Annotated in this window: 19 protein-coding genes and 3 pseudogenes; 15 read left to right on the forward strand and 7 right to left on the reverse strand. The window is 52.9% G+C overall.

The window, feature by feature from the left end; translation table 11 throughout:
* The first annotated feature begins 6 nt into the window (after positions 1 to 6).
* Both araA and araD read left to right on the forward strand, forming a co-directional pair.
* The gene (gene araA / locus ACLJR2_RS00760; protein WP_000151686.1) at positions 7 to 1509 is read left to right on the forward strand and encodes an L-arabinose isomerase; all 1503 of its coding nucleotides are present in this window, start codon (positions 7 to 9) and stop codon (positions 1507 to 1509) included.
* A gap of 140 nt (positions 1510 to 1649) precedes the next feature.
* Positions 1650 to 2345: an L-ribulose-5-phosphate 4-epimerase gene (gene araD, locus ACLJR2_RS00765; RefSeq protein WP_000888683.1), complete on the forward strand. Its 696-nt coding sequence runs from the start codon at positions 1650 to 1652 to the stop codon at positions 2343 to 2345.
* 5 nt (positions 2346 to 2350) lie between these two features.
* Here araD and ACLJR2_RS00770 read toward each other — a convergent pair whose 3' ends face one another.
* On the reverse strand, positions 2351 to 2770 hold the full coding sequence (locus ACLJR2_RS00770) for a DUF4751 family protein (RefSeq protein ID WP_001103154.1): 420 nt from the start codon (positions 2768 to 2770) through the stop codon (positions 2351 to 2353).
* Between the two features lie 718 nt (positions 2771 to 3488).
* On the opposite strand from ACLJR2_RS00770, the pseudogene ACLJR2_RS00775 reads away from it, so the two are divergent.
* A pseudogene (locus ACLJR2_RS00775) lies at positions 3489 to 3887 on the forward strand (YdcF family protein); the annotation flags it as partial.
* A 75-nt stretch (positions 3888 to 3962) separates the two neighbouring features.
* On the opposite strand, the gene ACLJR2_RS00780 reads toward ACLJR2_RS00775, so the two are convergent.
* Positions 3963 to 5168: an RNA-guided endonuclease InsQ/TnpB family protein gene (locus tag ACLJR2_RS00780; RefSeq protein WP_043991152.1), complete on the reverse strand. Its 1206-nt coding sequence runs from the start codon at positions 5166 to 5168 to the stop codon at positions 3963 to 3965.
* A gap of 58 nt (positions 5169 to 5226) precedes the next feature.
* On the opposite strand from ACLJR2_RS00780, the gene tnpA reads away from it, so the two are divergent.
* The 5 genes and pseudogenes from tnpA to rluA all read left to right on the forward strand — a co-directional run bounded on the left by tnpA (position 5227) and on the right by rluA (position 12073).
* Positions 5227 to 5631, forward strand: a complete 405-nt coding sequence (gene tnpA / locus ACLJR2_RS00785; protein ID WP_001169101.1) for an IS200/IS605 family transposase — start codon at positions 5227 to 5229, stop codon at positions 5629 to 5631.
* A 74-nt stretch (positions 5632 to 5705) separates the two neighbouring features.
* A pseudogene (locus ACLJR2_RS00790) lies at positions 5706 to 5927 on the forward strand (YdcF family protein); the annotation flags it as partial.
* Positions 5928 to 5970: 43 nt separating this feature from the next.
* Entirely contained in the window at positions 5971 to 8322 is a 2352-nt protein-coding gene (polB, locus tag ACLJR2_RS00795) for a DNA polymerase II (RefSeq protein ID WP_000035714.1), read from the forward strand.
* 173 nt (positions 8323 to 8495) lie between these two features.
* Complete coding sequence (rapA, locus tag ACLJR2_RS00800) at positions 8496 to 11402, forward strand: RNA polymerase-associated protein RapA (RefSeq protein ID WP_001116968.1); 2907 nt, start codon at positions 8496 to 8498, stop codon at positions 11400 to 11402.
* A gap of 11 nt (positions 11403 to 11413) precedes the next feature.
* A complete protein-coding gene (gene rluA, locus ACLJR2_RS00805; RefSeq protein ID WP_000525196.1) occupies positions 11414 to 12073 on the forward strand; it encodes a bifunctional tRNA pseudouridine(32) synthase/23S rRNA pseudouridine(746) synthase RluA in 660 nt (219 codons plus the stop codon).
* Positions 12074 to 12167: 94 nt separating this feature from the next.
* Here the strand turns inward: rluA and djlA are convergent, their stop codons facing one another.
* A complete protein-coding gene (gene djlA, locus ACLJR2_RS00810) occupies positions 12168 to 12980 on the reverse strand; it encodes a co-chaperone DjlA (protein ID WP_001200591.1) in 813 nt (270 codons plus the stop codon).
* Between the two features lie 253 nt (positions 12981 to 13233).
* Between djlA and lptD the strand changes: the two genes are divergently transcribed.
* The 6 genes from lptD to apaH are packed head-to-tail and all read left to right on the forward strand — an operon-like array spanning position 13234 to position 19980.
* Entirely contained in the window at positions 13234 to 15594 is a 2361-nt protein-coding gene (gene lptD / locus ACLJR2_RS00815) for an LPS assembly protein LptD (RefSeq protein ID WP_000746119.1), read from the forward strand.
* A 53-nt stretch (positions 15595 to 15647) separates the two neighbouring features.
* Positions 15648 to 16934, forward strand: coding sequence for a peptidylprolyl isomerase SurA (surA, locus tag ACLJR2_RS00820; RefSeq protein ID WP_000800482.1), 1287 nt, complete (start codon positions 15648 to 15650; stop codon positions 16932 to 16934).
* Entirely contained in the window at positions 16934 to 17923 is a 990-nt protein-coding gene (gene pdxA / locus ACLJR2_RS00825) for a 4-hydroxythreonine-4-phosphate dehydrogenase PdxA (protein WP_000093005.1), read from the forward strand. The genes surA and pdxA overlap by 1 nt, the downstream gene beginning before the upstream one ends.
* Complete coding sequence (gene rsmA / locus ACLJR2_RS00830) at positions 17920 to 18741, forward strand: 16S rRNA (adenine(1518)-N(6)/adenine(1519)-N(6))-dimethyltransferase RsmA (RefSeq protein ID WP_001065397.1); 822 nt, start codon at positions 17920 to 17922, stop codon at positions 18739 to 18741. The genes pdxA and rsmA overlap by 4 nt, the downstream gene beginning before the upstream one ends.
* A gap of 2 nt (positions 18742 to 18743) precedes the next feature.
* Positions 18744 to 19121: a Co2+/Mg2+ efflux protein ApaG gene (apaG, locus tag ACLJR2_RS00835; RefSeq protein WP_000610894.1), complete on the forward strand. Its 378-nt coding sequence runs from the start codon at positions 18744 to 18746 to the stop codon at positions 19119 to 19121.
* 10 nt (positions 19122 to 19131) lie between these two features.
* Complete coding sequence (gene apaH, locus ACLJR2_RS00840; protein ID WP_000257211.1) at positions 19132 to 19980, forward strand: bis(5'-nucleosyl)-tetraphosphatase (symmetrical) ApaH; 849 nt, start codon at positions 19132 to 19134, stop codon at positions 19978 to 19980.
* A gap of 105 nt (positions 19981 to 20085) precedes the next feature.
* Here the strand turns inward: apaH and folA are convergent, their stop codons facing one another.
* The 3 genes from folA to kefF form a co-directional block, all read right to left on the reverse strand.
* Positions 20086 to 20565, reverse strand: a complete 480-nt coding sequence (gene folA / locus ACLJR2_RS00845) for a type 3 dihydrofolate reductase (RefSeq protein ID WP_000624379.1) — start codon at positions 20563 to 20565, stop codon at positions 20086 to 20088.
* Positions 20566 to 20763: 198 nt separating this feature from the next.
* The gene (kefC, locus tag ACLJR2_RS00850) at positions 20764 to 22626 is read right to left on the reverse strand and encodes a glutathione-regulated potassium-efflux system protein KefC (protein ID WP_000377177.1); all 1863 of its coding nucleotides are present in this window, start codon (positions 22624 to 22626) and stop codon (positions 20764 to 20766) included.
* On the reverse strand, positions 22619 to 23149 hold the full coding sequence (gene kefF / locus ACLJR2_RS00855) for a glutathione-regulated potassium-efflux system oxidoreductase KefF (protein WP_000600705.1): 531 nt from the start codon (positions 23147 to 23149) through the stop codon (positions 22619 to 22621). Before kefF ends, kefC begins: the two co-directional genes overlap by 8 nt.
* 121 nt (positions 23150 to 23270) lie before the next feature.
* On the opposite strand from kefF, the pseudogene ACLJR2_RS00860 reads away from it, so the two are divergent.
* Positions 23271 to 23351, forward strand: a pseudogene (locus tag ACLJR2_RS00860) (hypothetical protein); the annotation flags it as partial.
* Between the two features lie 351 nt (positions 23352 to 23702).
* Here the strand turns inward: ACLJR2_RS00860 and ACLJR2_RS00865 are convergent.
* Positions 23703 to 25592, reverse strand: a complete 1890-nt coding sequence (locus tag ACLJR2_RS00865; RefSeq protein WP_000066315.1) for a sulfatase-like hydrolase/transferase — start codon at positions 25590 to 25592, stop codon at positions 23703 to 23705.
* Positions 25593 to 25862 lie beyond the last annotated feature (270 nt).

A 25862-nucleotide genomic window follows, 5' to 3' on the forward strand; every position in this document is an offset into this window, starting at 1 on the left:
ACGACAATGACGATTTTTGATAATTATGAAGTATGGTTTGTGATTGGCAGCCAGCATTTGTATGGCGCAGAAACCCTGCGTCAGGTCACCCAACATGCCGAGCATGTGGTCAACGCGCTGAATACCGAAGCCAAACTGCCATGTAAACTGATATTAAAACCGCTGGGCACCTCGCCGGATGAGATTACCGCCATTTGTCGTGACGCCAATTATGACGATCGCTGCGCAGGGCTGGTGGTCTGGCTGCACACCTTCTCCCCGGCCAAAATGTGGATCAACGGGCTGAGTATTCTTAACAAACCACTACTGCAATTCCATACCCAATTTAACGCCGCCCTGCCGTGGGACAGCATCGATATGGACTTTATGAACCTGAACCAGACTGCGCACGGCGGCCGCGAGTTCGGTTTTATCGGCGCGCGGATGCGTCAGCAGCACGCGGTCGTCACTGGCCACTGGCAGGATAAAGAGGCCCATACGCGTATCGGCGCCTGGATGCGCCAGGCGGTCTCTAAACAGGATACCCGCCAGCTAAAAGTCTGCCGCTTCGGCGACAATATGCGTGAAGTCGCAGTGACTGACGGTGATAAAGTGGCCGCGCAAATCAAATTTGGCTTTTCGGTCAATACCTGGGCGGTCGGCGATCTGGTGCAGGTGGTGAACGCAATTAGTGACGGCGATATCAACGCTCTGATTGACGAGTATGAAAGCAGCTATACCCTGACGACCGCCACCCAAATCCACGGCGATAAACGCCAGAACGTGCGGGAAGCGGCGCGTATTGAACTCGGTATGAAGCGTTTCCTGGAACAGGGCGGCTTCCACGCATTCACTACTACCTTTGAAGATTTACACGGTCTGAAACAGCTTCCGGGTCTGGCCGTACAGCGTCTGATGCAGCAAGGCTACGGCTTTGCGGGCGAAGGCGACTGGAAAACCGCCGCTCTGCTTCGCATTATGAAAGTGATGTCAACCGGTCTGCAGGGCGGCACCTCATTTATGGAGGATTACACCTACCACTTCGAGAAAGGCAACGATCTGGTGCTCGGCTCGCACATGCTGGAGGTGTGTCCCTCCATCGCGGTGGAAGAGAAACCGATCCTCGACGTCCAGCACCTCGGCATTGGCGGCAAGGAAGATCCGGCGCGTTTGATTTTCAATACCCAAACCGGCCCGGCGATCGTCGCCAGCCTGATCGACCTCGGCGATCGTTATCGCCTGCTGGTCAACTGCATTGACACCGTAAAAACGCCGCACTCCCTGCCGAAACTGCCGGTGGCTAACGCGCTGTGGAAGGCGCAGCCGGATCTGCCGACCGCCTCCGAAGCGTGGATTCTGGCTGGCGGCGCGCACCATACCGTCTTCAGCCACGCGCTGGATCTGAACGATATGCGCCAGTTCGCAGAAATACACGATATCGAAATCGCGGTAATTGATAATGATACCCGTCTGCCGGCCTTTAAGGACGCGCTGCGCTGGAACGAGGTGTATTACGGGTTCAAACGTTAATTGGTGAAACGGATTGCCCGGCGGCACTGCATTTACCGGGCCTACGGTCCTGTAGGCCGAATAAGGCATTTGTGTCGCCATCCGGCACACCGTCGCTCGTAGGCCGGATAAGCGAAGCGCCATCCGGCAGGGAGAAAACAATGTTAGAAGATCTCAAACGCCAGGTACTGGAAGCTAATCTGGCGCTGCCAAAACACAACCTGGTCACCCTCACCTGGGGTAACGTTAGCGCCGTCGATCGCGAACGCGGCGTACTGGTGATTAAGCCGTCCGGCGTCGATTATAGCGTCATGACCGCTGACGATATGGTGGTGGTCAGCCTGGAGAGCGGTGAAGTCGTTGAAGGTCATAAGAAACCGTCGTCCGATACGCCAACCCACCGTCTGTTGTACCAGGCATTTCCGACTATCGGCGGCATCGTACACACCCATTCGCGCCACGCGACTATCTGGGCGCAGGCGGGTCAGCCGATTCCGGCGACGGGAACCACCCATGCCGACTATTTCTACGGTACGATTCCCTGCACTCGCAAAATGACCGAGGCGGAAATTAATGGCGAGTATGAATGGGAAACGGGCAATGTCATTGTTGAAACCTTTGAAAAACAAGGTATTGACGCCGCTCAAATGCCCGGCGTGCTTGTCCATTCGCACGGCCCGTTTGCCTGGGGTAAAAATGCCGAGGATGCAGTGCATAACGCCATCGTGCTGGAAGAAGTGGCCTATATGGGGATCTTCTGCCGCCAGCTTGCGCCGCAGTTGCCCGACATGCAGCAATCCCTGCTGGATAAACACTATCTACGCAAACACGGCGCAAAAGCCTATTACGGGCAGTAATGCCTCTAAAAACGCGTCCCATGGGGGGCGCGTTGATGAATCTGGTCGGTGATATATTCAGCAAATGCGCTTTGATAGACGTAATGATCAGAACTCACATATTCAATAATATTATCATAATGTCCCTGCCACGCTTTTCCTTCCAGCGCATGGAAGAAAATATAATCTTCGATTGTTGACTGCCAGCGTTGCCCATTTAACAGATAGTTAATAATGGTATCCCGATGTCCGTTTTTTCTGTCGTGTCCTTGCCAGTGAAAAAAAGCATTGCCGTTTTCAATAATCTCGGTACGCCAAATTTGTTCTGTCCATGTTTTATACTCAAAAAATCGACTCACGGTTTTTATGGAAGGGTTAGCGCGTTGAGTATTGACGAAAAGATAACGGTCGCTCCCTACCAGACGCGCCTGCATACTCACATTCATAAAAGATCATTCCCGAATACCACAAATTTTGATAAAAACACCCGCACCCGAAAGTCAAAATAAAATTATATTCTAAAATAAAAATTAAATTATGCAGAGAGTTCCCGACGAATTCGCACTGTAATCCATTTTTATTTAACCATAGCGGCCAATTGGAATATTATATTTCTACCTGACGGTGCGGATGTTCCAAATGAAATTGTTACACTTTTCATTAAGTAAAACAAACAAAAAATATCGCTTTTTTGTTAATCCGAGAAATAAGTAACAGATTCGAACAAGCGCCTTTCTGAAAAATACTTAATGTATGAAAACAGACTTGACACAAAACGGCTAATACATGGGTAAAAATGGTAAATAAACATGATTTAAAATTAGCAGTTATAGGATAATTATATCTGCTGTCTACACCAGCATCATTATACCCTTCATACTTCGAGTTGCTTATGTGTTGGCTACGGATTACTCGGCCCATCCATGGGCCTTGCCCTGACGGGCCGTCGCACGCGACGTTCAAATCTGCTCCCGGCAGATTTGTCGCTCACCCCAGTCACATAGTTATCTATGCTCCTGGGGACTCACTCCCTTGCCGCCTTTAAGCAACTCGAATTATTTTGGGTATATATTGATAAATATACGTCAGCAAAAATATCTGACGCTAAAAGCCATTTTATCGTTAAAATATCCATTACACCCGTCACGGGGAACGAACTCATTCATGAAATATCGCTACATCATCAGAATCGCGGCAGGCATAATTCTCATTATGGCTACGGTGTTTATCCATAATGCCATCGCTATTTATCAGTTCAGTCAGCAAAACCAGACGCGCGTAGCTGACTGCGCGATTGTCGCAGGAGCAGGTGTTAGCGGAAAAACGCCTTCTCCCGTTTTTCAGGCCAGACTGGATCATGCCATCTGGCTTTACCAACAACACATTGTCCGCGCGTTGGTATTAACCGGCGGCTACGGCGCTGGCGCAACGGTTTCCGACGCGGCGATAGCCCGTCAATACGTTCTGGAAAAAGGGATTCCGGCTAAGGCGATTTTTATTGAAGAGCGCTCTACCGTGACGCGCGAAAATATTCGTTACGCAAAACAGATACTGCGACAACAACATTGACATCCTCCCCCACCTTCGCACTTCGTGACTCAGAAGGGGGATTCCCATTAGTGGGTGACGACTGATTGCTCAGCGTCTGGTTCCTGTTTCAGACGGGCGGCCTGACTGCATCATCCCTCCACAGGCAAGAACGGCGTGCCCCGCCGCTAAAATGTTACGAGCGCCATTTACATCAGCGTTCGCTGTATATCCGCATGCCTGACACACAAATTTACTTTGTGACAGGCGATTTTCTTTCGCGGTATGACCACAGCACGCGCAACGCTGGCTTGTGTATGCTGGCGGAACCGCAAGCACCTGACCGCCACGCCAGAGCTGTTTGTACTCAAGCTGGCGGCGCATTTCATACCAGCCCTGATCCAGTATCGAACGGTTTAGACCTGATTTGGCCTTGACGTTTCGTCCGTGCTGTTCTGCTGTACCTTTTGCCGATTTCGACATGTTACTAACCTTCAAATCCTCAATGACTATCATCGCGTGGTTTTTGCTGATTTCACTGGTAACTTTATGAAGGTAGTCGCGCCGGATATTGGCTATGTGCGAGTGCAGACGCTGGACTTTTCGCTTTTGTTTCTGCCAGTTACTGCTGAATTTGACTTTACGGCTTAACTGCCGCTGGAGTGTTGCCAGCTTGCGCTGACTTGCTTTAAAACTGTTGACTGGTTGGTATACCGTACCGTCTGAAAGCGTGGCGAGTTTTGTTACTCCTGCGTCCAGACCGACTATCGTTGTGCTTGTGTGATTGGGTTCTGCCGTTTCAACTTCAACCTGAAACGAGATATACCACTGTCCCGCTAACTGACTGATTGTCGCATTTTTGATTTTACCGTTCACACGTTGAGATTGCCGGAATTTTACCCACCCAAGACCTGACGGTAGCTTCACTCTGCGATTTTCAAGGCGGCAATATTTCTCAAAGTTCACAAAACGGATTGAGTCTCTGCCCTCATTTTTTCGTTTCCATACCGGGGCCTTAGCTGCGAGCTTTTTATCAAAGCAACGTTTCCATGCAGCATGCAGGTCTTTCAACTTTTGCTGCAGATTGTCGGTATAAGCATCCTGTAAAAAGATGTGTCCCGGCATTTTTTTCCACACTGTAAGCATCCTGTTCAACTCGAAAGCCGAAGGTAACTTTTCGCCTGAGCCAAGGATGCGCTTTGTCTCTGCAAGACCTAAATTCCAGACAAAACGGGCGCAACCACATAACTGCCGCAAACGCTGCGACTGTTCAGGCGTTGGTTCCAGTCTGAATTTGTAGGCTTTCAGGATTAGCATCATCACTCAGTGTGTAGGAGATTTGTTTGCTATGTTACTGTTTTTACGGTCAACCTCAATGCAAAAACATAATATTAATCGTTCAAGACATGCCGCCTTCCTTTTGCATGTTCATCTTGTCTTTGTAACAAAATACCGTCGAAAGATACTGGGTGAGTCACACTATGCTGCATTCCATCAGTATGCAGCAGAAGTCTGCCATGATTTTGGTGCAGAACTTAAAGAAAGTAACGGAGACGTCGATCATGTCCACATGCTGATCGAATACCCACCAACAGTGCAGCTTTCGGTACTGGTTAACTCACTGAAAGCTGTGACATCCCGCCGTCTGCGAAACGAATTTATTGATTTGCGGGGAGCATACGGAAAAGCCGCGCTCTGGTCGAGGTCATACTTTGCTGGCTCGTGCGGAGGTGCGCCGCTGGAAGTTGTAAAGCAATACATTCAACATCAGCGTGGCTGATGATCCTTCGGGCTTCTCAAGCCCGTCCAAATTCCCCTCCCGCCTTATGTCGGCGGGAGTACCCTTTGGAGTTAAGATGGCGCACAGCGTTACTGGTCAGCGATCCGCTGCATATGCTGCGTCTGAAAACTATCGCTCAGGATAATGGTATCGATAGCCGCTCATCACCCACGCGATCCACCCGCTATAAATCCTGGTGGGCGCAAACCCGCTTCTTACTGCGAGAAACTTTTTATTACAGCGGATATCGGCTTTTACGTTATATGCCTGTACAAAATAACAGTATTACCCCCTAAAACAGGTTATAATTAGCGTGAATTTTTTAGACAGGTAATCATCGTGGCGCAGGCAGGTTTCATTTTAACCCGGCACTGGCGGGATACGCCGCAAGGGACGGAGGTCTCTTTCTGGCTGGCGACAGACAACGGCCCTGTGCAGGCGACGCTGGCACCGCAAGAGTCCGTGGCGTTTATTCCGACCAGCCAGACCTCCCGCGCCGCCTCGCTGCTACAGGCGGAAAAAGACTATCGCCTGACGCCGCTCCAGCTGCGAGACTTTCATCGTCAGCCGGTATCCGGTCTGTATTGCCGTACTCACCGCCAGCTTATGCGGATGGAGAAACTGCTGCGCGAAAACGGCGTCACCGTTTATGAAGCGGATGTACGCCCGCCGGAACGTTACCTGATGGAGCGTTTTATTACGTCGCCCGTTTGGGTAGACGGCGAGATGCGCAACGGCGTTATCCGCAATGCACGTCTTAAACCCCACCCCGACTATCGACCGCCGCTAAAATGGGTCTCGCTGGATATCGAAACCACGCGACACGGCGAACTGTATTGCATTGGTCTGGAAGGCTGCGGCCAGCGTACCGTTTATATGCTGGGTCCGGCGAATGGCGATGACCGCCAACTGGACTTCGAGCTTGTGTATGTCGCCAGCCGCCCGCAGTTGCTGGAAAAACTCAACGCCTGGTTTGCCGAACATGATCCTGACGTCATCATCGGCTGGAACGTGGTGCAGTTCGACCTGCGTATGCTGCAAAAACATGCCGAACGCTACCGTATCCCTTTACGGCTGGGGCGAGACAATAGCGAACTGGAGTGGCGCGAACATGGCTTCAAAAACGGCGTTTTTTTCGCCCAGGCCAGAGGGCGAGTCATTATCGATGGTATCGACGCGCTTAAATCCGCGTTCTGGAATTTTTCGTCTTTTTCGCTGGAAGCCGTCTCGCAGGAACTGCTCGGCGAAGGAAAATCCATTGATAATCCCTGGGATCGTATGGATGAGATCGATCGCCGCTTTGCCCAGGATAAACCCGCCCTCGCCACCTACAACCTGAAAGACTGCGAGCTGGTCACGCGCATTTTCCATAAAACCGAGATCATGCCGTTTTTGCTGGAACGCGCGACGATCAACGGCCTGCCGGTCGATCGCCACGGCGGTTCGGTCGCCGCATTCGGGCATCTTTACTTTCCGCGAATGCACCGCGCCGGCTATGTCGCGCCCAATCTCGGCGAAGTGCCGCCGCTGGCAAGTCCCGGCGGCTACGTAATGGATTCACAACCCGGATTATACGATTCAGTACTGGTGCTGGATTATAAAAGCCTGTACCCGTCGATTATCCGCACGTTTTTGATTGATCCCGTCGGGCTGGTCGAAGGCATGGCGCAGCCGGATCCGGAACACAGTACCGAAGGTTTCCTTGACGCCTGGTTTTCACGAGAAAAGCACTGCCTGCCGGAAATTGTTAGCCAAATCTGGCACGGGCGCGATGAAGCCAAACGTCAGGGTAATAAACCGCTCTCGCAGGCGCTTAAAATCATTATGAACGCCTTTTATGGCGTACTCGGCACCACGGCCTGTCGCTTTTTCGATCCCCGTCTGGCGTCGTCAATCACCATGCGCGGCCATGCGATTATGCGCCAGACCAAAGCGCTGATTGAGGCGCAGGGTTATGACGTGATCTATGGCGATACCGATTCCACTTTCGTCTGGCTCCGGCGCGCGCATTCAGAAGCCGATGCGGCGGAAATCGGGCACAGGCTGGTGCGTCACGTGAACGAATGGTGGGCGCAGACGTTACAACAGCAAAATTTGACCAGCGCGCTGGAGCTGGAGTTTGAAACCCACTTTTGCCGTTTTCTGATGCCGACCATCCGCGGCGCGGATACTGGCAGTAAAAAACGCTACGCGGGCCTGATTCAGGAAGGCGACAGCCAGCGCATGGTATTTAAAGGTCTGGAAACGGTGCGGACCGACTGGACGCCGCTGGCGCAGCGCTTTCAACAGGAGCTGTATCTGCGTGTTTTTCGCAATGAACCTTATCAAGACTATGTGCGTGAGACTATCGATAAACTGATGGCGGGCGAACTGGACGCACAGCTGGTTTATCGTAAGCGTCTGCGTCGCCCTTTACATGAGTACCAACGTAACATCCCGCCGCACGTTCGCGCCGCCCGGCTGGCGGATGAACAAAACCTGAAGCAGGGTCGTCCGGCGCAGTATCAGAATCGCGGCGCCATAAAATATGTCTGGACTGTTAACGGCCCCGAGCCCGTGGATTACCAGCAGTCGCCGCTGGATTACGAACACTATCTTACCCGCCAGCTACAACCCGTGGCGGAAGGAATTCTTCCCTTCGTTGAAGATAATTTTGCTACACTACTGACCGGGCAACTGGGGCTATTTTGACGCGTGACGAAAGCGCCGCCTTCCAGTACCATAGCGCCCTTTCCATTCCTGGACCTAATTAACGCCACTACCACATTAGCCTGGTAGCGGGGTCGTATACTCGCAATTATCCAGTGCTGTCGCCTGGGAATGGCGAGTAATGCCTGCAATTAAAGATATAGAGCCGAACACATATGCCTTTTACACTTGGTCAACGCTGGATCAGCGATACAGAAAGCGAGCTGGGACTTGGAACCGTTGTTGCGATGGATGCGCGAACCGTCACCTTACTTTTCCCGTCCACGGGGGAAAACCGCCTGTATGCGCGTAGTGATTCTCCCGTGACCCGCGTCATGTTCAACCCTGGCGATACGATTACAAGCCATGAAGGCTGGCAGCTACATATCGATGAAGTAAAAGAAGAAAATGGCCTGCTTGTTTATGTCGGCACCCGCCTGGATACCGAAGAGACCAATGTGACGCTGCGCGAAGTTCTGCTCGACAGCAAGTTGGTTTTCAGTAAGCCCCAGGATCGTCTGTTCGCCGGTCAAATCGATCGAATGGATCGGTTCGCGCTGCGCTATCGCGCCCGTAAATTTCAGAGCGAGCAGTACCGGATGCCATACAGCGGCCTGCGCGGTCAGCGGACCAACCTGATCCCGCATCAGCTTAATATCGCTCATGATGTGGGTCGTCGCCATGCGCCGCGCGTACTGCTGGCGGATGAGGTGGGCTTAGGTAAAACCATTGAAGCCGGGATGATTCTGCATCAACAGTTATTATCCGGCGCGGCGGAACGCGTATTGATCATTGTTCCGGAAACCCTGCAACACCAGTGGCTGGTAGAAATGCTGCGCCGTTTCAACCTGCGCTTCGCGCTGTTCGATGACGAACGCTATACCGAAGCGCAGCACGACGCGTATAACCCGTTTGAAACCGAGCAACTGGTGATCTGCTCGCTGGATTTCGCCCGCCGTAATAAGCAGCGTCTGGAACATTTGTGCGACGCCGAGTGGGATTTGCTGGTGGTCGACGAAGCGCATCATCTGGTGTGGAGCACCGATGCGCCGAGCCGTGAATATATGGCCATCGAACAATTAGCTGAACGCGTACCGGGCGTGCTGCTGCTGACCGCCACGCCAGAACAGCTGGGGATGGAAAGCCATTTCGCCCGTCTGCGCCTGCTCGATCCGAACCGTTTCCACGATTTCGAACAGTTTGTCGAAGAACAGAAAAACTACCGCCCTGTCGCTGATGCGGTGGCCATGCTGCTGGCGGGCAATAAACTCAGCAACGACGAACTGAACAGGCTGGGCGATCTGATCGGCGAACAGGATATTGAACCGCTGTTGCAGGCCGCTAATAGCGATCGCGACGACGCGCAGGCCGCCCGTGATGAGCTGGTGTCGATGCTGATGGATCGCCACGGCACCAGCCGCGTTCTGTTCCGCAACACCCGTAACGGCGTCAAGGGGTTCCCGAAACGTGAACTGCATACGGTAAAACTGCCGCTGCCGACCCAGTATCAGACCGCCATTAAGGTCTCCGGCATTATGGGCGCGCGTAAAAGCGCGGAAGATCGCGCCCGCGATATGCTCTATCCGGAACAAATTTATCAGGAGTTCGAAGGCGATACCGGCACCTGGTGGAACTTCGACCCGCGCGTTGAGTGGCTGATGGGCTATCTGACCAGCCATCGTTCGCAAAAAGTGCTGGTGATCTGCGCCAAGGCGACCACCGCGTTACAGCTGGAACAGGTGCTGCGCGAACGCGAAGGCATCCGCGCCGCCGTGTTCCATGAGGGCATGTCGATTATTGAACGCGACCGCGCCGCCGCCTGGTTCGCCGAAGAAGATACCGGCGCGCAGGTGCTGTTATGTTCCGAAATCGGCTCCGAAGGACGTAACTTCCAGTTTGCCAGCAATCTGGTGATGTTCGACTTGCCGTTTAACCCGGATCTGCTGGAACAGCGTATTGGTCGTCTGGATCGTATCGGCCAGGCGCATGATATCCAGATCCACGTCCCGTACCTGGAAAAAACCGCCCAGTCGGTGCTGGTTCGCTGGTATCACGAAGGGCTGGACGCCTTTGAGCACACCTGCCCGACCGGTCGCGCGATTTATGATTCAGCCTACGCCAGTCTGATTAACTATCTGGCCGCGCCTGAAGAAACCGACGGGTTTGACGATCTGATCAAATCCTGCCGCGAACAGCATGAAGCGCTAAAAGCCCAGTTAGAACAGGGCCGCGACCGCCTGCTGGAGATCCACTCCAACGGCGGAGAAAAAGCCCAACAGCTCGCACAAAGCATTGAAGAACAGGACGACGACACCAACCTGATCGCGTTCGCCATGAACCTGTTCGATATCGTCGGCATTAACCAGGACGATCGCGGCGACAACCTGATCGTGCTGACGCCGTCCGACCACATGTTGGTGCCGGATTTCCCCGGCCTGCCGGAAGACGGCTGTACTATCACGTTTGAACGTGACGTAGCCCTGTCTCGCGAAGATGCGCAGTTTATTACCTGGGAACATCCGCTCATCCGTAACGGACTGGATCTGATCCTCTCCGGCGATACCGGCAGCAGCACCATTTCGCTGTTGAAAAATAAAGCGCTGCCCGTCGGCACGCTGCTGGTCGAACTGGTTTACGTCGTGGAAGCGCAGGCGCCGAAACAGCTACAACTGAACCGCTTCCTGCCGCCGACGCCGGTACGTATGCTGTTAGATAAAAACGGCAACAATCTGGCCGCCCAGGTCGAGTTTGAAACCTTCAACCGTCAGCTCAGCGCCGTGAATCGCCACACCGGCAGCAAACTGGTTAACGCCGTGCAACAGGACGTCCATGCCATTTTGCAACTGGGCGAGACGCAGATTGAACAGTCCGCCAGAGCGCTGATTGATAACGCGCGTCGCGAGGCGGATGAAAAACTGTCCGGGGAACTGTCGCGTCTGGAAGCGCTGCGCGCCGTCAACCCGAACATTCGCGACGACGAACTTGCCGCTATCGACAGCAACCGTCAGCAGGTGCTGGAAAGCCTGAATCAGGCAGGCTGGCGTCTGGACGCGCTGCGTCTTATCGTCGTCACGCACCAATAACGGAGCCGTACATGGGGATGGAAAACTACAATCCGCCGCAGGAACCCTGGCTGGTTATCCTGTATCAGGATGAGCACATTATGGTGGTCAATAAGCCCAGCGGCCTGTTGTCCGTGCCGGGGCGTCTGGAAGCGCACAAAGACAGCATTATGACGCGTATCCAGCGCGACTACCCGCAGGCAGAATCGGTGCATCGTCTGGATATGGCCACCAGCGGCGTGATTGTAGTGGCGCTGACCAAAGCCGCGGAGCGGGAGCTAAAACGCCAGTTCCGCGAACGTGAGCCGAAAAAGCAGTATGTGGCGCGCGTATGGGGGCATCCCTCCCCGGCGGAAGGGCTGGTTGACTTACCGCTCATCTGCGACTGGCCGAACCGGCCAAAGCAGAAAGTGTGTTATGAAACCGGCAAACCGGCGCAAACGGAATATAACGTGGTGGAGTTTGCGGCGGATAATACCGCCCGCGTGGTGCTCAAACCGATCACCGGGCGTTCGCATCAGCTTCGTGTGCATATGCTGGCGTTAGGCCACCCGATTTTAGGCGATCGGTTTTACGCCTCGCCGGAAGCGTTGTCGCTGGCGCCGCGTTTGCAGTTACACGCCGAAATGCTGACCATTACCCATCCCGCTTACGGTAACAGCATGACGTTTAAAGTCCCGGCAGATTTTTAAATTCGGAGCCAATTTATGCCGGGGCGCTTCGCCTATCCGGCCTACATTCATTAACGTAGGCCGGATAAGGCGCTAGCCGCATCCGGCAATTCAATCACTTGAAGCCTTTCTGTTCTTTGATTAGCTCATACGCTTTCTGAATTTCCTGCGCTTTTTGCTTCGCCATCTCCATCATTTCCGGCGGCAATCCTTTGGCCACCAGCTTATCGGGATGATGCTCGCTCATCAGTTTGCGATAAGCGCGTTTAATGGTGGTTGCATCGTCGGTGGTTTTAACCCCCAGCACATTACAGGCATCTTCCAGCGTCGGGCCGCGCTGCGCCTGCTGCCAGCCGCCGCCGGACTGTTGATGATAACCGCCGCCAAACTGCGCACCGCCCTGCATCATGCGCAGAAACTGATCGAACTGTATGCGGGAAATACCTAGCTCTTCCGCAATCACATACAGCACTTCCCGCTCATTAGGGTGTAGCGAGCCATCGGCAAACGCCGCCTGGATCTGAATTTCCAGAAACATCCGGATCAGATCAAAACGCCCGAAGCAGACGCTACGAAACTGCCGCATCTTTTCACGTAATGGGTAATTATCCGCTTTTCCGACCCGAAAGGCGTTCTGCGCGGCTGTACGTGAATCGCCGTGTAAATTCATACGATCCATCAACTGACTGGCGATATGAATATCCGCTTCCGTCACCCGTCCTTTTGATTTGGTTAAGTGGCCCATCACCTCAAAGGTGGTGGCAAAAAACAGCGCCTGCCGTTCCCGCTGGTTGGCAAACCACGCCATTTTTCGGCTGCGGGCTTTGTCGAACATATGGCCCACCAGCAGACCCAGGACCACGCCCCAAAAGCCGCCGCCCATCATCAGGGCTACGGCGACGCCAATTATCTTTCCCCAGTACTGCATAGACTCCCCAAAACGTTACGCTATCGGTGAGGCTATCTCCCACAAAATAAGGTGCTTTTCTGCGAATGAAGGCTACGGTCAATTGTGGGACATCGCCTATAATTTGCATTATCATACCTGTCATTCAATGCCGTGCCTAACACCACAGACGCTAAACGGCAGGATTAACACTGGCGCAGCGAAGATGAGTAAGTTAGGCTGTGACCGTTTGTCACGCGCAACGCTACCGATGATGGAACAATAAATACAACGTATGAAAAAACGTATTCCCACTCTTCTGGCCACCATGATCGCCAGCGCCCTTTATAGTCATCAGGGGCTGGCAGCCGATCTCGCCTCACAGTGTATGTTGGGCGTGCCGAGCTACGATCGTCCTCTGGTAAAAGGCGATACCAACGATCTGCCGGTTACTATCAATGCCGATAACGCTAAAGGTAACTACCCGGACGATGCCGTTTTTACCGGCAACGTGGACATTATGCAGGGGAATAGCCGCCTGCAAGCGGATGAAGTGCAGCTTCATCAGAAGCAGGCGGAAGGTCAGCCGGAACCTGTACGCACCGTCGATGCGCTGGGTAATGTGCATTATGATGATAATCAGGTCATCCTTAAAGGGCCGAAGGGCTGGGCGAACCTGAACACCAAAGACACGAACGTCTGGGAAGGCGATTACCAGATGGTGGGCCGTCAGGGGCGCGGTAAAGCCGATCTCATGAAGCAGCGCGGCGAAAACCGCTATACCATTCTGGAAAACGGCAGCTTTACCTCCTGTCTGCCTGGCTCCGATACCTGGAGCGTGGTGGGGAGTGAAGTCATCCATGACCGTGAAGAACAGGTTGCGGAGATCTGGAACGCCCGGTTTAAAGTAGGTCCGGTTCCGATCTTTTATAGCCCCTATTTACAGCTACCCGTCGGTGACAAACGTCGCTCAGGTTTCCTGATCCCGAACGCGAAATACACGACCAAGAACTATTTCGAGTTCTACTTACCGTATTACTGGAACATCGCGCCCAATATGGACGCCACCATCACCCCGCACTATATGCACCGCCGCGGCAATATTATGTGGGAGAACGAATTCCGTTATCTCACGCAGGCAGGCGCCGGGTTGATGGAATTAGATTATCTGCCTTCTGATAAAGTCTACGAGGACGAACATCCCAAAGAGGGCGATAAGCACCGCTGGTTATTCTACTGGCAGCACTCAGGCGTGATGGATCAGGTGTGGCGTTTTAACGTCGATTACACCAAAGTCAGCGACTCCAGCTACTTTAATGATTTCGACAGTAAGTACGGTTCCAGTACCGACGGCTACGCAACGCAGAAATTCAGCGTCGGCTACGCCGTACAAAACTTTGACGCTACGGTGTCGACCAAACAATTCCAGGTCTTTAACGATCAAAACACCAGCAGCTACTCTGCGGAGCCGCAGTTAGACGTTAACTACTACCATAACGATCTCGGGCCGTTTGATACCCGGATTTACGGCCAGGCGGTGCACTTTGTTAACACCAAAGACAACATGCCGGAAGCGACCCGCGTCCACCTGGAGCCAACCATTAATTTGCCGCTCTCCAACCGCTGGGGCAGCCTGAACACCGAAGCGAAGCTGATGGCGACGCACTATCAGCAAACGAATCTGGACAGCTATAACAGCGATCCAAACAATAAAAATAAGCTGGAAGATTCGGTTAACCGCGTCATGCCGCAGTTTAAAGTCGACGGTAAGCTCATCTTCGAACGCGATATGGCGATGCTGGCGCCAGGGTATACCCAGACGCTGGAACCACGCGTGCAGTACCTGTATGTGCCGTACCGCGACCAGAGCGGCATCTATAACTACGATTCTTCTTTGCTGCAATCCGACTATAACGGCCTGTTCCGCGACCGCACTTATGGCGGTCTCGACCGTATTGCTTCCGCCAACCAGGTCACGACAGGCGTCACAACACGCATTTATGATGATGCCGCCGTTGAACGTTTTAACGTTTCTGTTGGTCAAATCTACTATTTCACGGAGTCTCGCACCGGCGATGACAACATTAAATGGGAGAATGACGACAAAACCGGTTCGCTGGTTTGGGCAGGCGACACTTACTGGCGTATTTCAGAACGCTGGGGGCTGCGTAGCGGAGTGCAGTACGATACCCGTCTGGATAGCGTCGCTACCAGCAGCAGCAGCCTCGAATACCGTCGGGATCAGGATCGTCTGGTACAGTTGAACTACCGCTATGCCAGCCCGGAATATATTCAGGCTACGTTGCCTTCGTATTATTCCACGGCAGAGCAGTATAAAAACGGCATCAACCAGGTGGGCGCGGTGGCAAGTTGGCCGATTGCCGATCGCTGGTCGATTGTCGGCGCGTACTACTTCGATACCAATTCGAGCAAACCTGCAGACCAGATGCTCGGCTTGCAGTACAACTCTTGCTGCTATGCGATCCGCGTCGGATACGAACGTAAGCTGAACGGTTGGGATAACGATAAACAACACGCGATTTATGATAACGCGATTGGCTTCAACATTGAGCTGCGCGGTTTGAGCTCTAACTACGGCCTCGGCACGCAAGAAATGTTGCGTTCGAACATTCTGCCGTACCAAAGCTCTATGTAATCTGATTGATTTACAACGTAATCCGCATTGCGGTTAATTGAAATGGAAAAAGTATGAAGAACTGGAAAACGCTGCTTCTCGGTATCGCCATGATCGCGAATACCAGTTTCGCTGCCCCCCAGGTAGTCGATAAAGTCGCAGCCGTCGTCAATAATGGCGTCGTGCTGGAAAGCGACGTTGATGGCTTAATGCAATCAGTCAAACTCAACGCGGGTCAGGCAGGTCAGCAGCTTCCGGACGACGCCACGCTGCGTCACCAGATCCTGGAACGTTTGATTATGGATCAAATTATCCTGCAGATGGGTCAGAAGATGGGGGTGAAGATCACGGATGAGCAGTTGGATCAGGCCATCGCCAACATCGCCAAACAAAACAATATGACGATGGATCAGATGCGCAGCCGTCTGGCTTACGATGGGCTGAACTATTCAACCTACCGTAACCAGATTCGTAAAGAGATGATTATCTCTGAAGTGCGCAACAACGAGGTTCGTCGCCGTATCACCGTTTTGCCGCAAGAAGTTGACGCGCTGGCAAAACAGATTGGCACCCAAAACGATGCCAGCACCGAGCTGAACCTGAGCCATATCCTGATTGCTCTGCCGGAAAACCCAACCTCCGAGCAGGTTAACGACGCGCAGCGCCAGGCGGAAAGCATTGTTGAAGAAGCGCGTAACGGCGCAGATTTCGGCAAACTGGCGATTACCTACTCTGCCGACCAGCAGGCGCTAAAAGGCGGTCAGATGGGCTGGGGCCGTATCCAGGAGCTGCCGGGGATTTTCGCCCAGGCGCTGAGCACCGCGAAGAAAGGCGACATTGTCGGCCCGATTCGCTCCGGCGTCGGCTTCCACATTCTGAAAGTAAATGACCTGCGCGGTCAGAGCCAGAGTATCTCCGTGACCGAAGTTCACGCTCGTCACATTCTGCTTAAGCCGTCGCCGATCATGAACGATCAGCAGGCGCGCCTGAAGCTGGAAGAAATCGCGGCTGACATTAAGAGTGGTAAAACCACATTTGCCGCTGCGGCGAAAGAGTACTCTCAGGACCCGGGCTCCGCTAACCAGGGCGGTGATTTGGGTTGGGCTACGCCAGATATTTTCGATCCGGCGTTCCGCGACGCGCTGACGAAGCTGCATAAAGGCCAAATAAGCGCGCCGGTACACTCCTCTTTCGGCTGGCATCTGATCGAATTGCTGGATACGCGTAAGGTAGACAAAACCGATGCGGCGCAGAAAGATCGCGCTTATCGTATGCTGATGAACCGTAAGTTCTCAGAAGAAGCGGCGACCTGGATGCAAGAACAGCGCGCCAGCGCTTACGTTAAGATTTTGAGTAACTAATGAGCAGTGCGCAACGCGTTGTTATCACTCCCGGCGAACCCGCCGGGATTGGCCCCGATCTTGTCGTCCAACTGGCGCAACGCGCGTGGCCGATTGAACTGGTCGTCTGTGCGGACGGCGCGCTCCTGACGGAGCGGGCCGCCATGCTCGGCCTGCCCCTCTCGCTTCTCCCTTACTCGCCTGATGTCCCCGCTGCGCCGCAGCCCGCGGGAACGCTGACCCTATTGCCGGTCTCGCTGCGCGCGCCTGCCATCCCCGGTCAGTTGACGGTAGAAAATGGCCCCTACGTGGTAGAGACGCTGGCGCGAGCGTGTGATGGCTGTCTGAACGGTGAATTTGCCGCGCTGATCACAGGCCCCGTGCACAAAGGCGTTATTAACGACGCAGGCATTCCGTTTACCGGTCATACCGAGTTTTTCGAAGAGCGTTCGCAGGCGAAAAAAGTCGTGATGATGCTGGCAACCGAAGAACTTCGCGTGGCGCTGGCGACTACGCATCTGCCGCTACGGGCGATTGCAGACGCCATCACCCCTGCGCTTTTGCACGAAGTGATTGCTATTTTGCATCACGATTTGCGGACCAAATTTGGTATTGCCGAACCGCGCATTCTTGTCTGTGGCCTGAATCCGCACGCGGGCGAAGGCGGTCATATGGGCACGGAAGAGATAGACACCATCATTCCGGTGCTCGACGAGCTGCGGGCGCAGGGGATGACACTCAACGGGCCGCTACCTGCTGATACGCTGTTTCAGCCCAAATATCTCGATAATGCCGACGCGGTGCTGGCGATGTACCACGATCAGGGCCTGCCCGTGCTAAAATACCAGGGATTCGGTCGGGGAGTGAATATTACGCTCGGCCTACCTTTTATTCGAACCTCCGTTGACCACGGCACCGCGCTTGAACTGGCAGGTCGTGGAAAAGCGGATGTCGGCAGTTTTATTACGGCGCTTAATCTCGCCATCAAAATGATTGTTAATACCCAATGAATAATCGAGTCCATCAGGGCCATTTAGCCCGTAAACGCTTCGGGCAAAACTTTCTCAACGATCGGTTTGTGATCGACAGTATTGTTTCTGCTATTAATCCGCAAAAAGGCCAGGCGATGGTTGAAATCGGCCCCGGCCTGGCGGCGCTGACGGAGCCGGTCGGCGAACGACTGGATAAGCTCACGGTCATTGAACTTGACCGCGATCTGGCGGCGCGTTTGCAAACCCATCCGTTTTTAGGGCCGAAGCTGACTATTTATCAGCAGGACGCCATGACCATGAACTTTGGCGAACTGTCTGCGCAGTTGGGCCAACCGCTGCGTGTGTTCGGCAATCTGCCCTATAATATCTCCACCCCGCTGATGTTCCATCTCTTTAGCTATACTGATGCCATTGCCGACATGCACTTTATGCTGCAAAAAGAAGTGGTAAATCGTCTGGTTGCAGGGCCGAACAGCAAAGCGTATGGTCGTTTAAGCGTGATGGCGCAATATTACTGTCAGGTGATCCCGGTGCTTGAAGTGCCGCCATCCGCCTTCACGCCGCCGCCCAAAGTGGACTCCGCCGTGGTGCGTCTGGTTCCACACGCAACAATGCCTTACCCGGTTAAAGATATTCGCGTGTTGAGCCGTATTACCACCGAGGCCTTTAACCAGCGCCGTAAAACGATCCGTAACAGTCTCGGCAATCTTTTTAGCGTTGAGACGTTGACGGAAATGGGTATTGACCCGGCAATGCGCGCGGAAAATATCTCTGTCGCGCAGTACTGCCAGATGGCCAACTATCTGTCGGAAAACGCGCCTTTGAAGGAGAGTTAAACATGATCAATTCGCCCAGAGTGTGTATTCAGGTGCAAAGCGTCTACATTGAGGCGCAATCCTCACCTGACGATGAACGTTACGTTTTTGCCTATACCGTAACCATCCGCAATCTGGGCCGGGCGCCAGTGCAGCTATTGGGCCGCTACTGGCTGATTACCAATGGTCATGGCCGTGAAACTGAAGTCCAGGGCGAAGGTGTGGTTGGCGTCCAGCCGCGCATTGCGCCTGGCGAAGAGTATCAGTACACCAGCGGCGCGGTAATTGAAACGCCGCTGGGCACCATGCAGGGTCATTACGAAATGATCGATGAAAATGGCGACGCCTTTACCATCGACATTCCCGTGTTTCGACTCGCCGTCCCTACACTCATTCACTAAAATTATAACAATGGCAACTTATCTCATCGGCGACGTTCACGGTTGCTACGACGAACTGATCGCCTTATTACAGCAAGTGGAATTTACGCCAGATACAGACACTCTATGGCTGACTGGCGATTTGGTCGCCCGCGGTCCTGGTTCGCTGGACGTGTTACGCTACGTCAAATCACTTGGCAATAGCGTGCGTTTGGTGCTGGGGAATCACGATTTACACCTGTTGGCCGTATTCGCCGGGATTAGCCGCAACAAACCTAAAGACCGGCTGACCCCGCTTCTTGAAGCGCCGGACGCCGATGAGCTGTTGAATTGGTTACGCCGTCAGCCGCTGTTGCAGGTAGATGAAGAGAAAAAGCTGGTCATGGCGCATGCGGGTATTACCCCGCAGTGGGATTTGCAGACGGCAAAAGAGTGCGCCCGCGATGTTGAAGCGGTGCTGTCGAGCGACTCGTACCCCTTTTTCCTCGACGCGATGTATGGCGATATGCCGAATAACTGGTCGCCGGAGTTAAGTGGTCTGGCGCGGCTACGCTTTATTACTAATGCTTTTACCCGTATGCGTTACTGCTTTCCTAACGGTCAACTGGATATGTACAGTAAAGCGTCGCCGGAAAATGCCCCTGCGCCGCTGAAGCCGTGGTTCGCCATTCCGGGACCGGTGAGCGAGGCTTACAGTATTGCGTTCGGGCACTGGGCGTCGCTGGAAGGGAAAGGGACGCCAGAAGGTATTTACGCGCTGGATACCGGCTGCTGCTGGGGCGGGGAGTTAACCTGTTTACGTTGGGAAGATAAACAGTATTTTGTGCAGCCGTCAAACCGCCAGATGGATATGGGCGAAGGCGAAGCGGTCAACGCCTGATAGGTTTATGCCTGATGGCGCTACGCTTATCAGGCCTACATCCGGCTACATCCGGCTCAAGAGTAGGCCGGATAAGGCGTTTCGCCGCCATCCGGCACTACAGCGTTAACGACGTTCCAGAATCTCGAAACAATAGCTGTGAGAATTCTGCGCATCGGCATCGTGAAACTCACTGAATACCGATTCCCAGTCATCCGGTTCATAATCCGGAAAATGGGTATCGCCTTCGACTTCCGCATCAATATGCGTCAGATAAAGCTTCTGCGCCTTTGGCAAGAACTGCTCGTACACGCGCCCGCCGCCAATGACCATAATTTCCGGCGCATCGCCGCAAGCGGCAATCGCCTCATCGACAGACTTCACCCACTGCACGCGATCGTCGGTGCCCGGCTGGCTGCTGATAACAATATTTTTACGTCCCGGTAAGGGGCGTCCGATGGACTCCCAGGTGTGACGTCCCATGACGACAGGTTTATTTAACGTGTTACGTTTAAACCAGGCGAGATCGGCAGGCAGGTTCCACGGCATGGCGTTTTCCATACCGATGACGCGATCCACCGCTAACGCCGCAATCAGACTGATCATTAATTATTTCCTGATACAAAAAAAATTGCCGCCACTATACGTAAAGCGCAATCTTTCGTCGACTGACGAAAAGAGGATGAGCACGAAAATTTTTCGTTCTGCTGGCGACGCCACTCATTTGATGTGGAGCGCCAGCATTACAGTAGTTCAAAAACAGCCAATTAGCAGTAAAGTTTGCAGAACATCACATTTTTTACTTTAGATTGACGGTTTGACCTCGGGTTCATCGGCGACCTCCCCGGAATGTTTGCCCTCAGCCGTTCCCTGCCAGCCGTGGCGCTGAATCAACGACAGATGCTCCCGGTCCTCGGTAATAATTTCGCTCAACATCGCGCTGGTACGTTTATAGGCGGCGGCGCGAGATAACGGATCGTTTTCCCCTTTCGCCATCTCTTCCACCATCCGGGTATTAAAATGGCGGAACAGATCCGCGCACTCGCGGGCTTCATAACGCCCCAGCCCCAGCGCCTCCAGCGCCTGTCGCCCGCTTTTGAGCGCGCCTTCGAAGGTTTCACGTTCGGGCATCGCCACACCAGCCTGGCGCAGGCGAATGTAATGATCGACATCACGGGCGCGGGCGATAATCTGCAGATGCGGGAAATGCGACTTCACCAGTTCACTCAGTTGCAAATTGGTTTGCGGATCGTCAATGGCGTTAATCAATACCTCCGCCTTCGCCGCTCCGGCAGATTCCAGCAAATCCATACGCGTCGCGTCGCCATAAAAAACCTTCATGCCGAATTTACGCAGCGTTTCGATATGATCGGGGTCGTGATCGAGCACCACCATCTTCACCCCGCTCGACAGCAGCAGACGCCCGGCTATCTGCCCAAATCGTCCAAACCCGGCCACAATAACCCGCGGTTGCTCTTCGTCGATTTCATCCGCCTCGCGCGCTTCACCCGTCGCGGTCTTCTCCATGCGAGTCAGCAGCACCAGAAAAATCGGCGTAGCCGCCATCGACAGCGCGACCGCCAGCGTCAGCGCTTTTGCCCATTCCGGCTCAAGTACATCCGCCATTTGCGCCGCGCCAAAAACCACAAACGCAAACTCACTTCCCTGGCCTAATAAGACGGCAAACCAGCGACGCTGTTTTGCCGGTACGCCCAGCGGCCTCGCGACCAGCCACAGCATGACGATTTTGATTGCCAGAAAACCGGCCAACAACAGCAGAATGCGCAGCGGATTCTCCACCAGCGTGCCGAAATCAATCGACATGCCGACGCCAATAAAGAACAGCCCCAGCAGCAACCCCTTAAAGGGTTCAATATCGCTTTCCAGCGCATGACGATATTCCGAACTCGCCAGCAGAACGCCCGCCAGGAACGCGCCCATCGCCATTGACAGCCCAACCTCTTCCAGCAACAGGCCGAAACCAAACACCAGAAATAGCGCCACGGCGCTGAACACTTCCCGCAAACCAGAACGCGCGACAAAGCGCAGCGCCGGGCGCGTAACGTAGCGTCCCAGCAACACCACCAGCGCCAACGCGCCTGCGACTTTCAACGCCGATAGCGCAAACGCGCCAAGCGTGGTGGATGCGCCGCTGGCGGCCAGCAGCGGAATCATCGCCACCAGCGGGATCGCCGCGATATCCTGGAACAAGAGCACTGCAAATGCGCTACGCCCTACTTGCGAAACGGTCAGGTTACGCTCATTCATTGCCTGCATGGCGATAGCCGTGGACGAAAGCGCCAGCGTCATGCCAATCAGTTCCGCCACCTGCCAACGCAGGCCAAGAAACATGCAGAACAGACCAATCAGTACGCCGCAGACCACCATTTGTAACGCGCCGCCGCCAAATACCGAGGCGCGCAGCTTCCATAACCGTTGCGGGTCCAGCTCAAGCCCAATAACAAACAACATCAGCACGACGCCGATTTCCGCAAAATGCAGAATAGATTCGGCGTCCGTCACCAGCCGTAGTCCCCAGGGGCCGATAATGCAACCCGCAATCAGATACCCCAGCACCGATCCTAAGCCCAAACGTACCGCAATCGGCACAATCAGCGCCGCCGAACCAAGATAGATCAGCGCCTGCAGTAGAGTATGGCTATCCATGATTCACCTCCTTCCATGCCAGTAAACGCTGTTTATACTGACGCGCCTGCGCCTGTAAGGTGTCGTCATCGCAAATGAACGTGCAGTGCATGGCAAACGGCGGCAGCCATTTGAGGCCGCAATAGAGCGCCGTCGCCTGTAGCGGCTGAGAAAGGACGTCAAATCCCGGATGTGAACCGATAGCAAAGTGGTTTTCACCACCGCCGGTCGTTACCGCCCATAGCAGATGTTTACCATGCAATGCCGTACCGCCATGACCGTAAGCCCAGCCGTGGGTGAGGACTTTATCCATCCATAATTTGAGTAAAGGAGGGACGCTGTACCACTGCATCGGATGCTGCCAGACGATAAGACTCGCGCGCGACAGCGCCTCCTGCTCGGCGGCAACGTCAATATTGAAATCGGGATAGAGGTGATAAAGCGAACGTATTTCGACGTTTTCCAGCGTCCCTGCCTGTTCAAGCATCCGCTTATTCGCATGAGAATGATGCGGATACGGATGCGCATAAATAATGAGGATCATGATTAGCCTGTGATGATCTGTTTTTTATTACAAAGTGTAGTGACAAATTCGCCAGGCTAATAGTGAATATTATTGAGCGGCTAATCAGAAAAAATTGAATTAACGCCAGCCAGGAGCTGGCGCCATCCTGCCCCCGGAAGACGCTCTCGAAGGGCCGCAGGCGTTTGCGGAAAAGCGCGATCCGGTGTGGAAAGGTCGGTGATGATAGCAGCCTTAAATCGCTGACAAATCGGTTTAAGGCCTTCTTGTCGGGCGGCGCTGCGCTAAATTTGCCTGTAATGACTGTAATATCAATCCATTACATGATGACACAGACCCAATAAGCGCAGCGCCAACAGCATCTGAACCTCCAGACACGCTGGATGCCAGATCGCCGACGCATAAATTAACCTAATGGGTCAGGTACTTAGAGCCTGGCCCAGTAGGCGTAATTGTTGAAGCCAGTTTGGGGCCGACCAGCGCGCAGAAACCGGAGCGTACACGTAGTACGTGAGGATTTTGAGCACTGCCCGGTCCCCAAATGGCGAATAAAATAGCCTAATGGGCCAGGCTCTTAATCTTTCGCCATGCGGTTAAACTGCTCAATAGTAAGATCCCACGGCTCATGGGCCGCATCCGGCATAAAACTGCCGTCATCCACGCCAATTTCGTCCTTGATAATTTTATTCAGTTTTTCATTCATCGTAAGAATGAGATCCTGATATTTCTGTTTATCAGCAGCAAGGTTATGGTTCTCATCGGGATCATTTTTAAGATCGTAAAGTTCAAGATCGTTGTACTTAATAAGATCCTCCCAGGTTTCCGGCGTATTATGCTCCCTTAGCGAGAAATAGCGTGCAAACTTATAACGGCCATCGTTAATCATCCGCGTCCCTGAACGATGGCTGAAATCAGGATGCAAATGGGATATTTCCTGCTTGATTTGCGCCACCGTTTTTTGTTTATCTCTTTGTAGCGCGATAACGCGGTGGAGATAATGGGCATCGGTATACAAGATCATGCCATAGCAATATAAGCTGGCATTTCTCACCGCATTAACCGCAACGCCTTCCGGGTTTTTTAGCAATCCGCTAAAATTAACGCCTTTGCGGTTGCCTAACGCCTGGTGCTGTTTTTCTTCCGGCAAACCGGTCAGCCCAACTAATGTCGGCGCGATATCAAGATGACAGGTCAACGCCTGACATTTCTTATTACCGGGGTACGCCGGGTGGGAAATAATCATCGGTACATGGATCTGTTCTTTATAAACGGAAGCGCCTTTACCGTGCATCTGATGGCTTCCGCCTAATTCGCCATGATCGGCAGTAAATACAACAATCGTTTTATCAGTTAACTTGAGGGCATCAAGTTCATTTAATATCCGGTCAAGGTGAGTATCACAATCGCGGATACAGTTGAAATAGTAGTCAAGCAGTTTACGCCAACGACGATCTTCATCAGGAAACTGCCCTTCCAGCGCAGCGCGCGCTGTCTGGTATTCAAGATGCGCCGGCGGTCTTCCCTGCTCATTGAATGATTGATGCCTGTTTGCCGGCAGCGGATAGTTCGGCCAGCTTGCCTGATAAAGCTCGTTTTCCGGCGGCTGCGTGGGCGCCAGGGTATTATCATCCTGATCCAACTCGCCACGCCACTGTACCTTTTCTCCCTCTTTATCGGTATCAATAAACATGACGTCATGAGGATTAACGAGGTTAACGGCCAGGAACCAGGGCTTGTGTTGGTCATTCAAGGGCTGCCCCTTGCATCTTAACCAATTTATAGTCTGAGCCGTGGTGGTTGAATCATAAAAATAACCGCCTTTACTATGGCCTATAATATCGCCGATGCCGTGATAGTCAGCAAAACCATATTTTTCCATAATTTTATGTAATTCTGGTTCAGGAATATCCCCGACATCAATATCCTCATCTTTTTCGTCAGGCAAAGGCTTCTCCAGTTTTTCTGTAAGATGCCACTTACCTTTATAGGCCGTATAGTATCCCAGTTCCCGCATCATATGGCCTGTGGTTCCAAGAGCGGGGTCAAGGTCATAAGGCATCCAGGGTAATCCCAGATTATCAAACATTTTTGTCTGGGGCATATGTAAGCCGGTATACAATACGGAGCGGGAAGGCGTACAGACATTACTGGTATTCTGATGATTACAGAATGTCACCCCCGTTTTCATGAGCCGCTCTCTGCCGGGTACCGGGAAAGGAAACGTAGGAAAAAAACGCTCCTGGTCGGTCACGACTAACAGAATATTATATCCTTCTGGCAATTTTTCCGGGATTTCGCCGGTAAACGGTTTATCCCACGCCGGTTTCGCCTTGACGGCACATTTTTCATCAGCTTTTACCGCGCCGGATAGCATACCGCCGGCGGCAAGAATACCGGCGCTGGTTAACAGTTTCCTACGCGTAAGATCCGTCTCTTCTGCGGACAGATTTTTTTTATTACTCATATTATTATACCTGTAGTCAGTAACTTTATCACATATTCATTTATTACTGTACGAGGAAGCGTGGATATGTATCAATGCCTTCCGGGTAAGAATATGTGTTATAAATTGATTTGTATTTCAAATTAGAAATATATTAATAAATGAGCATAATTCATTGAAAAATTATTTAGATGAAAAGTTCATTGTTTTTATTTTAGAGATACAACTGCAGACATTACTTCATAAAAAAATACATTATTAAACATACTCTATAGCTCTGTGTTCGTGCCT

This window comes from Salmonella sp. SAL03688 (assembly GCF_046551895.1).
GTDB classification, from domain to species: Bacteria; Pseudomonadota; Gammaproteobacteria; order Enterobacterales; family Enterobacteriaceae; genus Salmonella; species Salmonella enterica.

Coding starts and splice junctions, on each gene's coding strand:
- tnpA (WP_001169101.1), top strand. CDS start 5,227: ATGCAAAAACATAATATTAATCGTTCAAGACATGCCGCCTTCCTTTTG.
- surA (WP_000800482.1), top strand. CDS start 15,648: ATGAAGAACTGGAAAACGCTGCTTCTCGGTATCGCCATGATCGCGAAT.
- kefF (WP_000600705.1), bottom strand. CDS start 23,149: ATGATCCTCATTATTTATGCGCATCCGTATCCGCATCATTCTCATGCG.
- djlA (WP_001200591.1), bottom strand. CDS start 12,980: ATGCAGTACTGGGGAAAGATAATTGGCGTCGCCGTAGCCCTGATGATG.
- pdxA (WP_000093005.1), top strand. CDS start 16,934: ATGAGCAGTGCGCAACGCGTTGTTATCACTCCCGGCGAACCCGCCGGG.
- ACLJR2_RS00865 (WP_000066315.1), bottom strand. CDS start 25,592: ATGAGTAATAAAAAAAATCTGTCCGCAGAAGAGACGGATCTTACGCGT.
- rsmA (WP_001065397.1), top strand. CDS start 17,920: ATGAATAATCGAGTCCATCAGGGCCATTTAGCCCGTAAACGCTTCGGG.
- folA (WP_000624379.1), bottom strand. CDS start 20,565: ATGATCAGTCTGATTGCGGCGTTAGCGGTGGATCGCGTCATCGGTATG.
- araD (WP_000888683.1), top strand. CDS start 1,650: ATGTTAGAAGATCTCAAACGCCAGGTACTGGAAGCTAATCTGGCGCTG.
- apaH (WP_000257211.1), top strand. CDS start 19,132: ATGGCAACTTATCTCATCGGCGACGTTCACGGTTGCTACGACGAACTG.
- kefC (WP_000377177.1), bottom strand. CDS start 22,626: ATGGATAGCCATACTCTACTGCAGGCGCTGATCTATCTTGGTTCGGCG.
- rluA (WP_000525196.1), top strand. CDS start 11,414: ATGGGGATGGAAAACTACAATCCGCCGCAGGAACCCTGGCTGGTTATC.
- apaG (WP_000610894.1), top strand. CDS start 18,744: ATGATCAATTCGCCCAGAGTGTGTATTCAGGTGCAAAGCGTCTACATT.
- ACLJR2_RS00780 (WP_043991152.1), bottom strand. CDS start 5,168: ATGCTAATCCTGAAAGCCTACAAATTCAGACTGGAACCAACGCCTGAA.
- ACLJR2_RS00770 (WP_001103154.1), bottom strand. CDS start 2,770: ATGAATGTGAGTATGCAGGCGCGTCTGGTAGGGAGCGACCGTTATCTT.
- lptD (WP_000746119.1), top strand. CDS start 13,234: ATGAAAAAACGTATTCCCACTCTTCTGGCCACCATGATCGCCAGCGCC.
- araA (WP_000151686.1), top strand. CDS start 7: ATGACGATTTTTGATAATTATGAAGTATGGTTTGTGATTGGCAGCCAG.
- rapA (WP_001116968.1), top strand. CDS start 8,496: ATGCCTTTTACACTTGGTCAACGCTGGATCAGCGATACAGAAAGCGAG.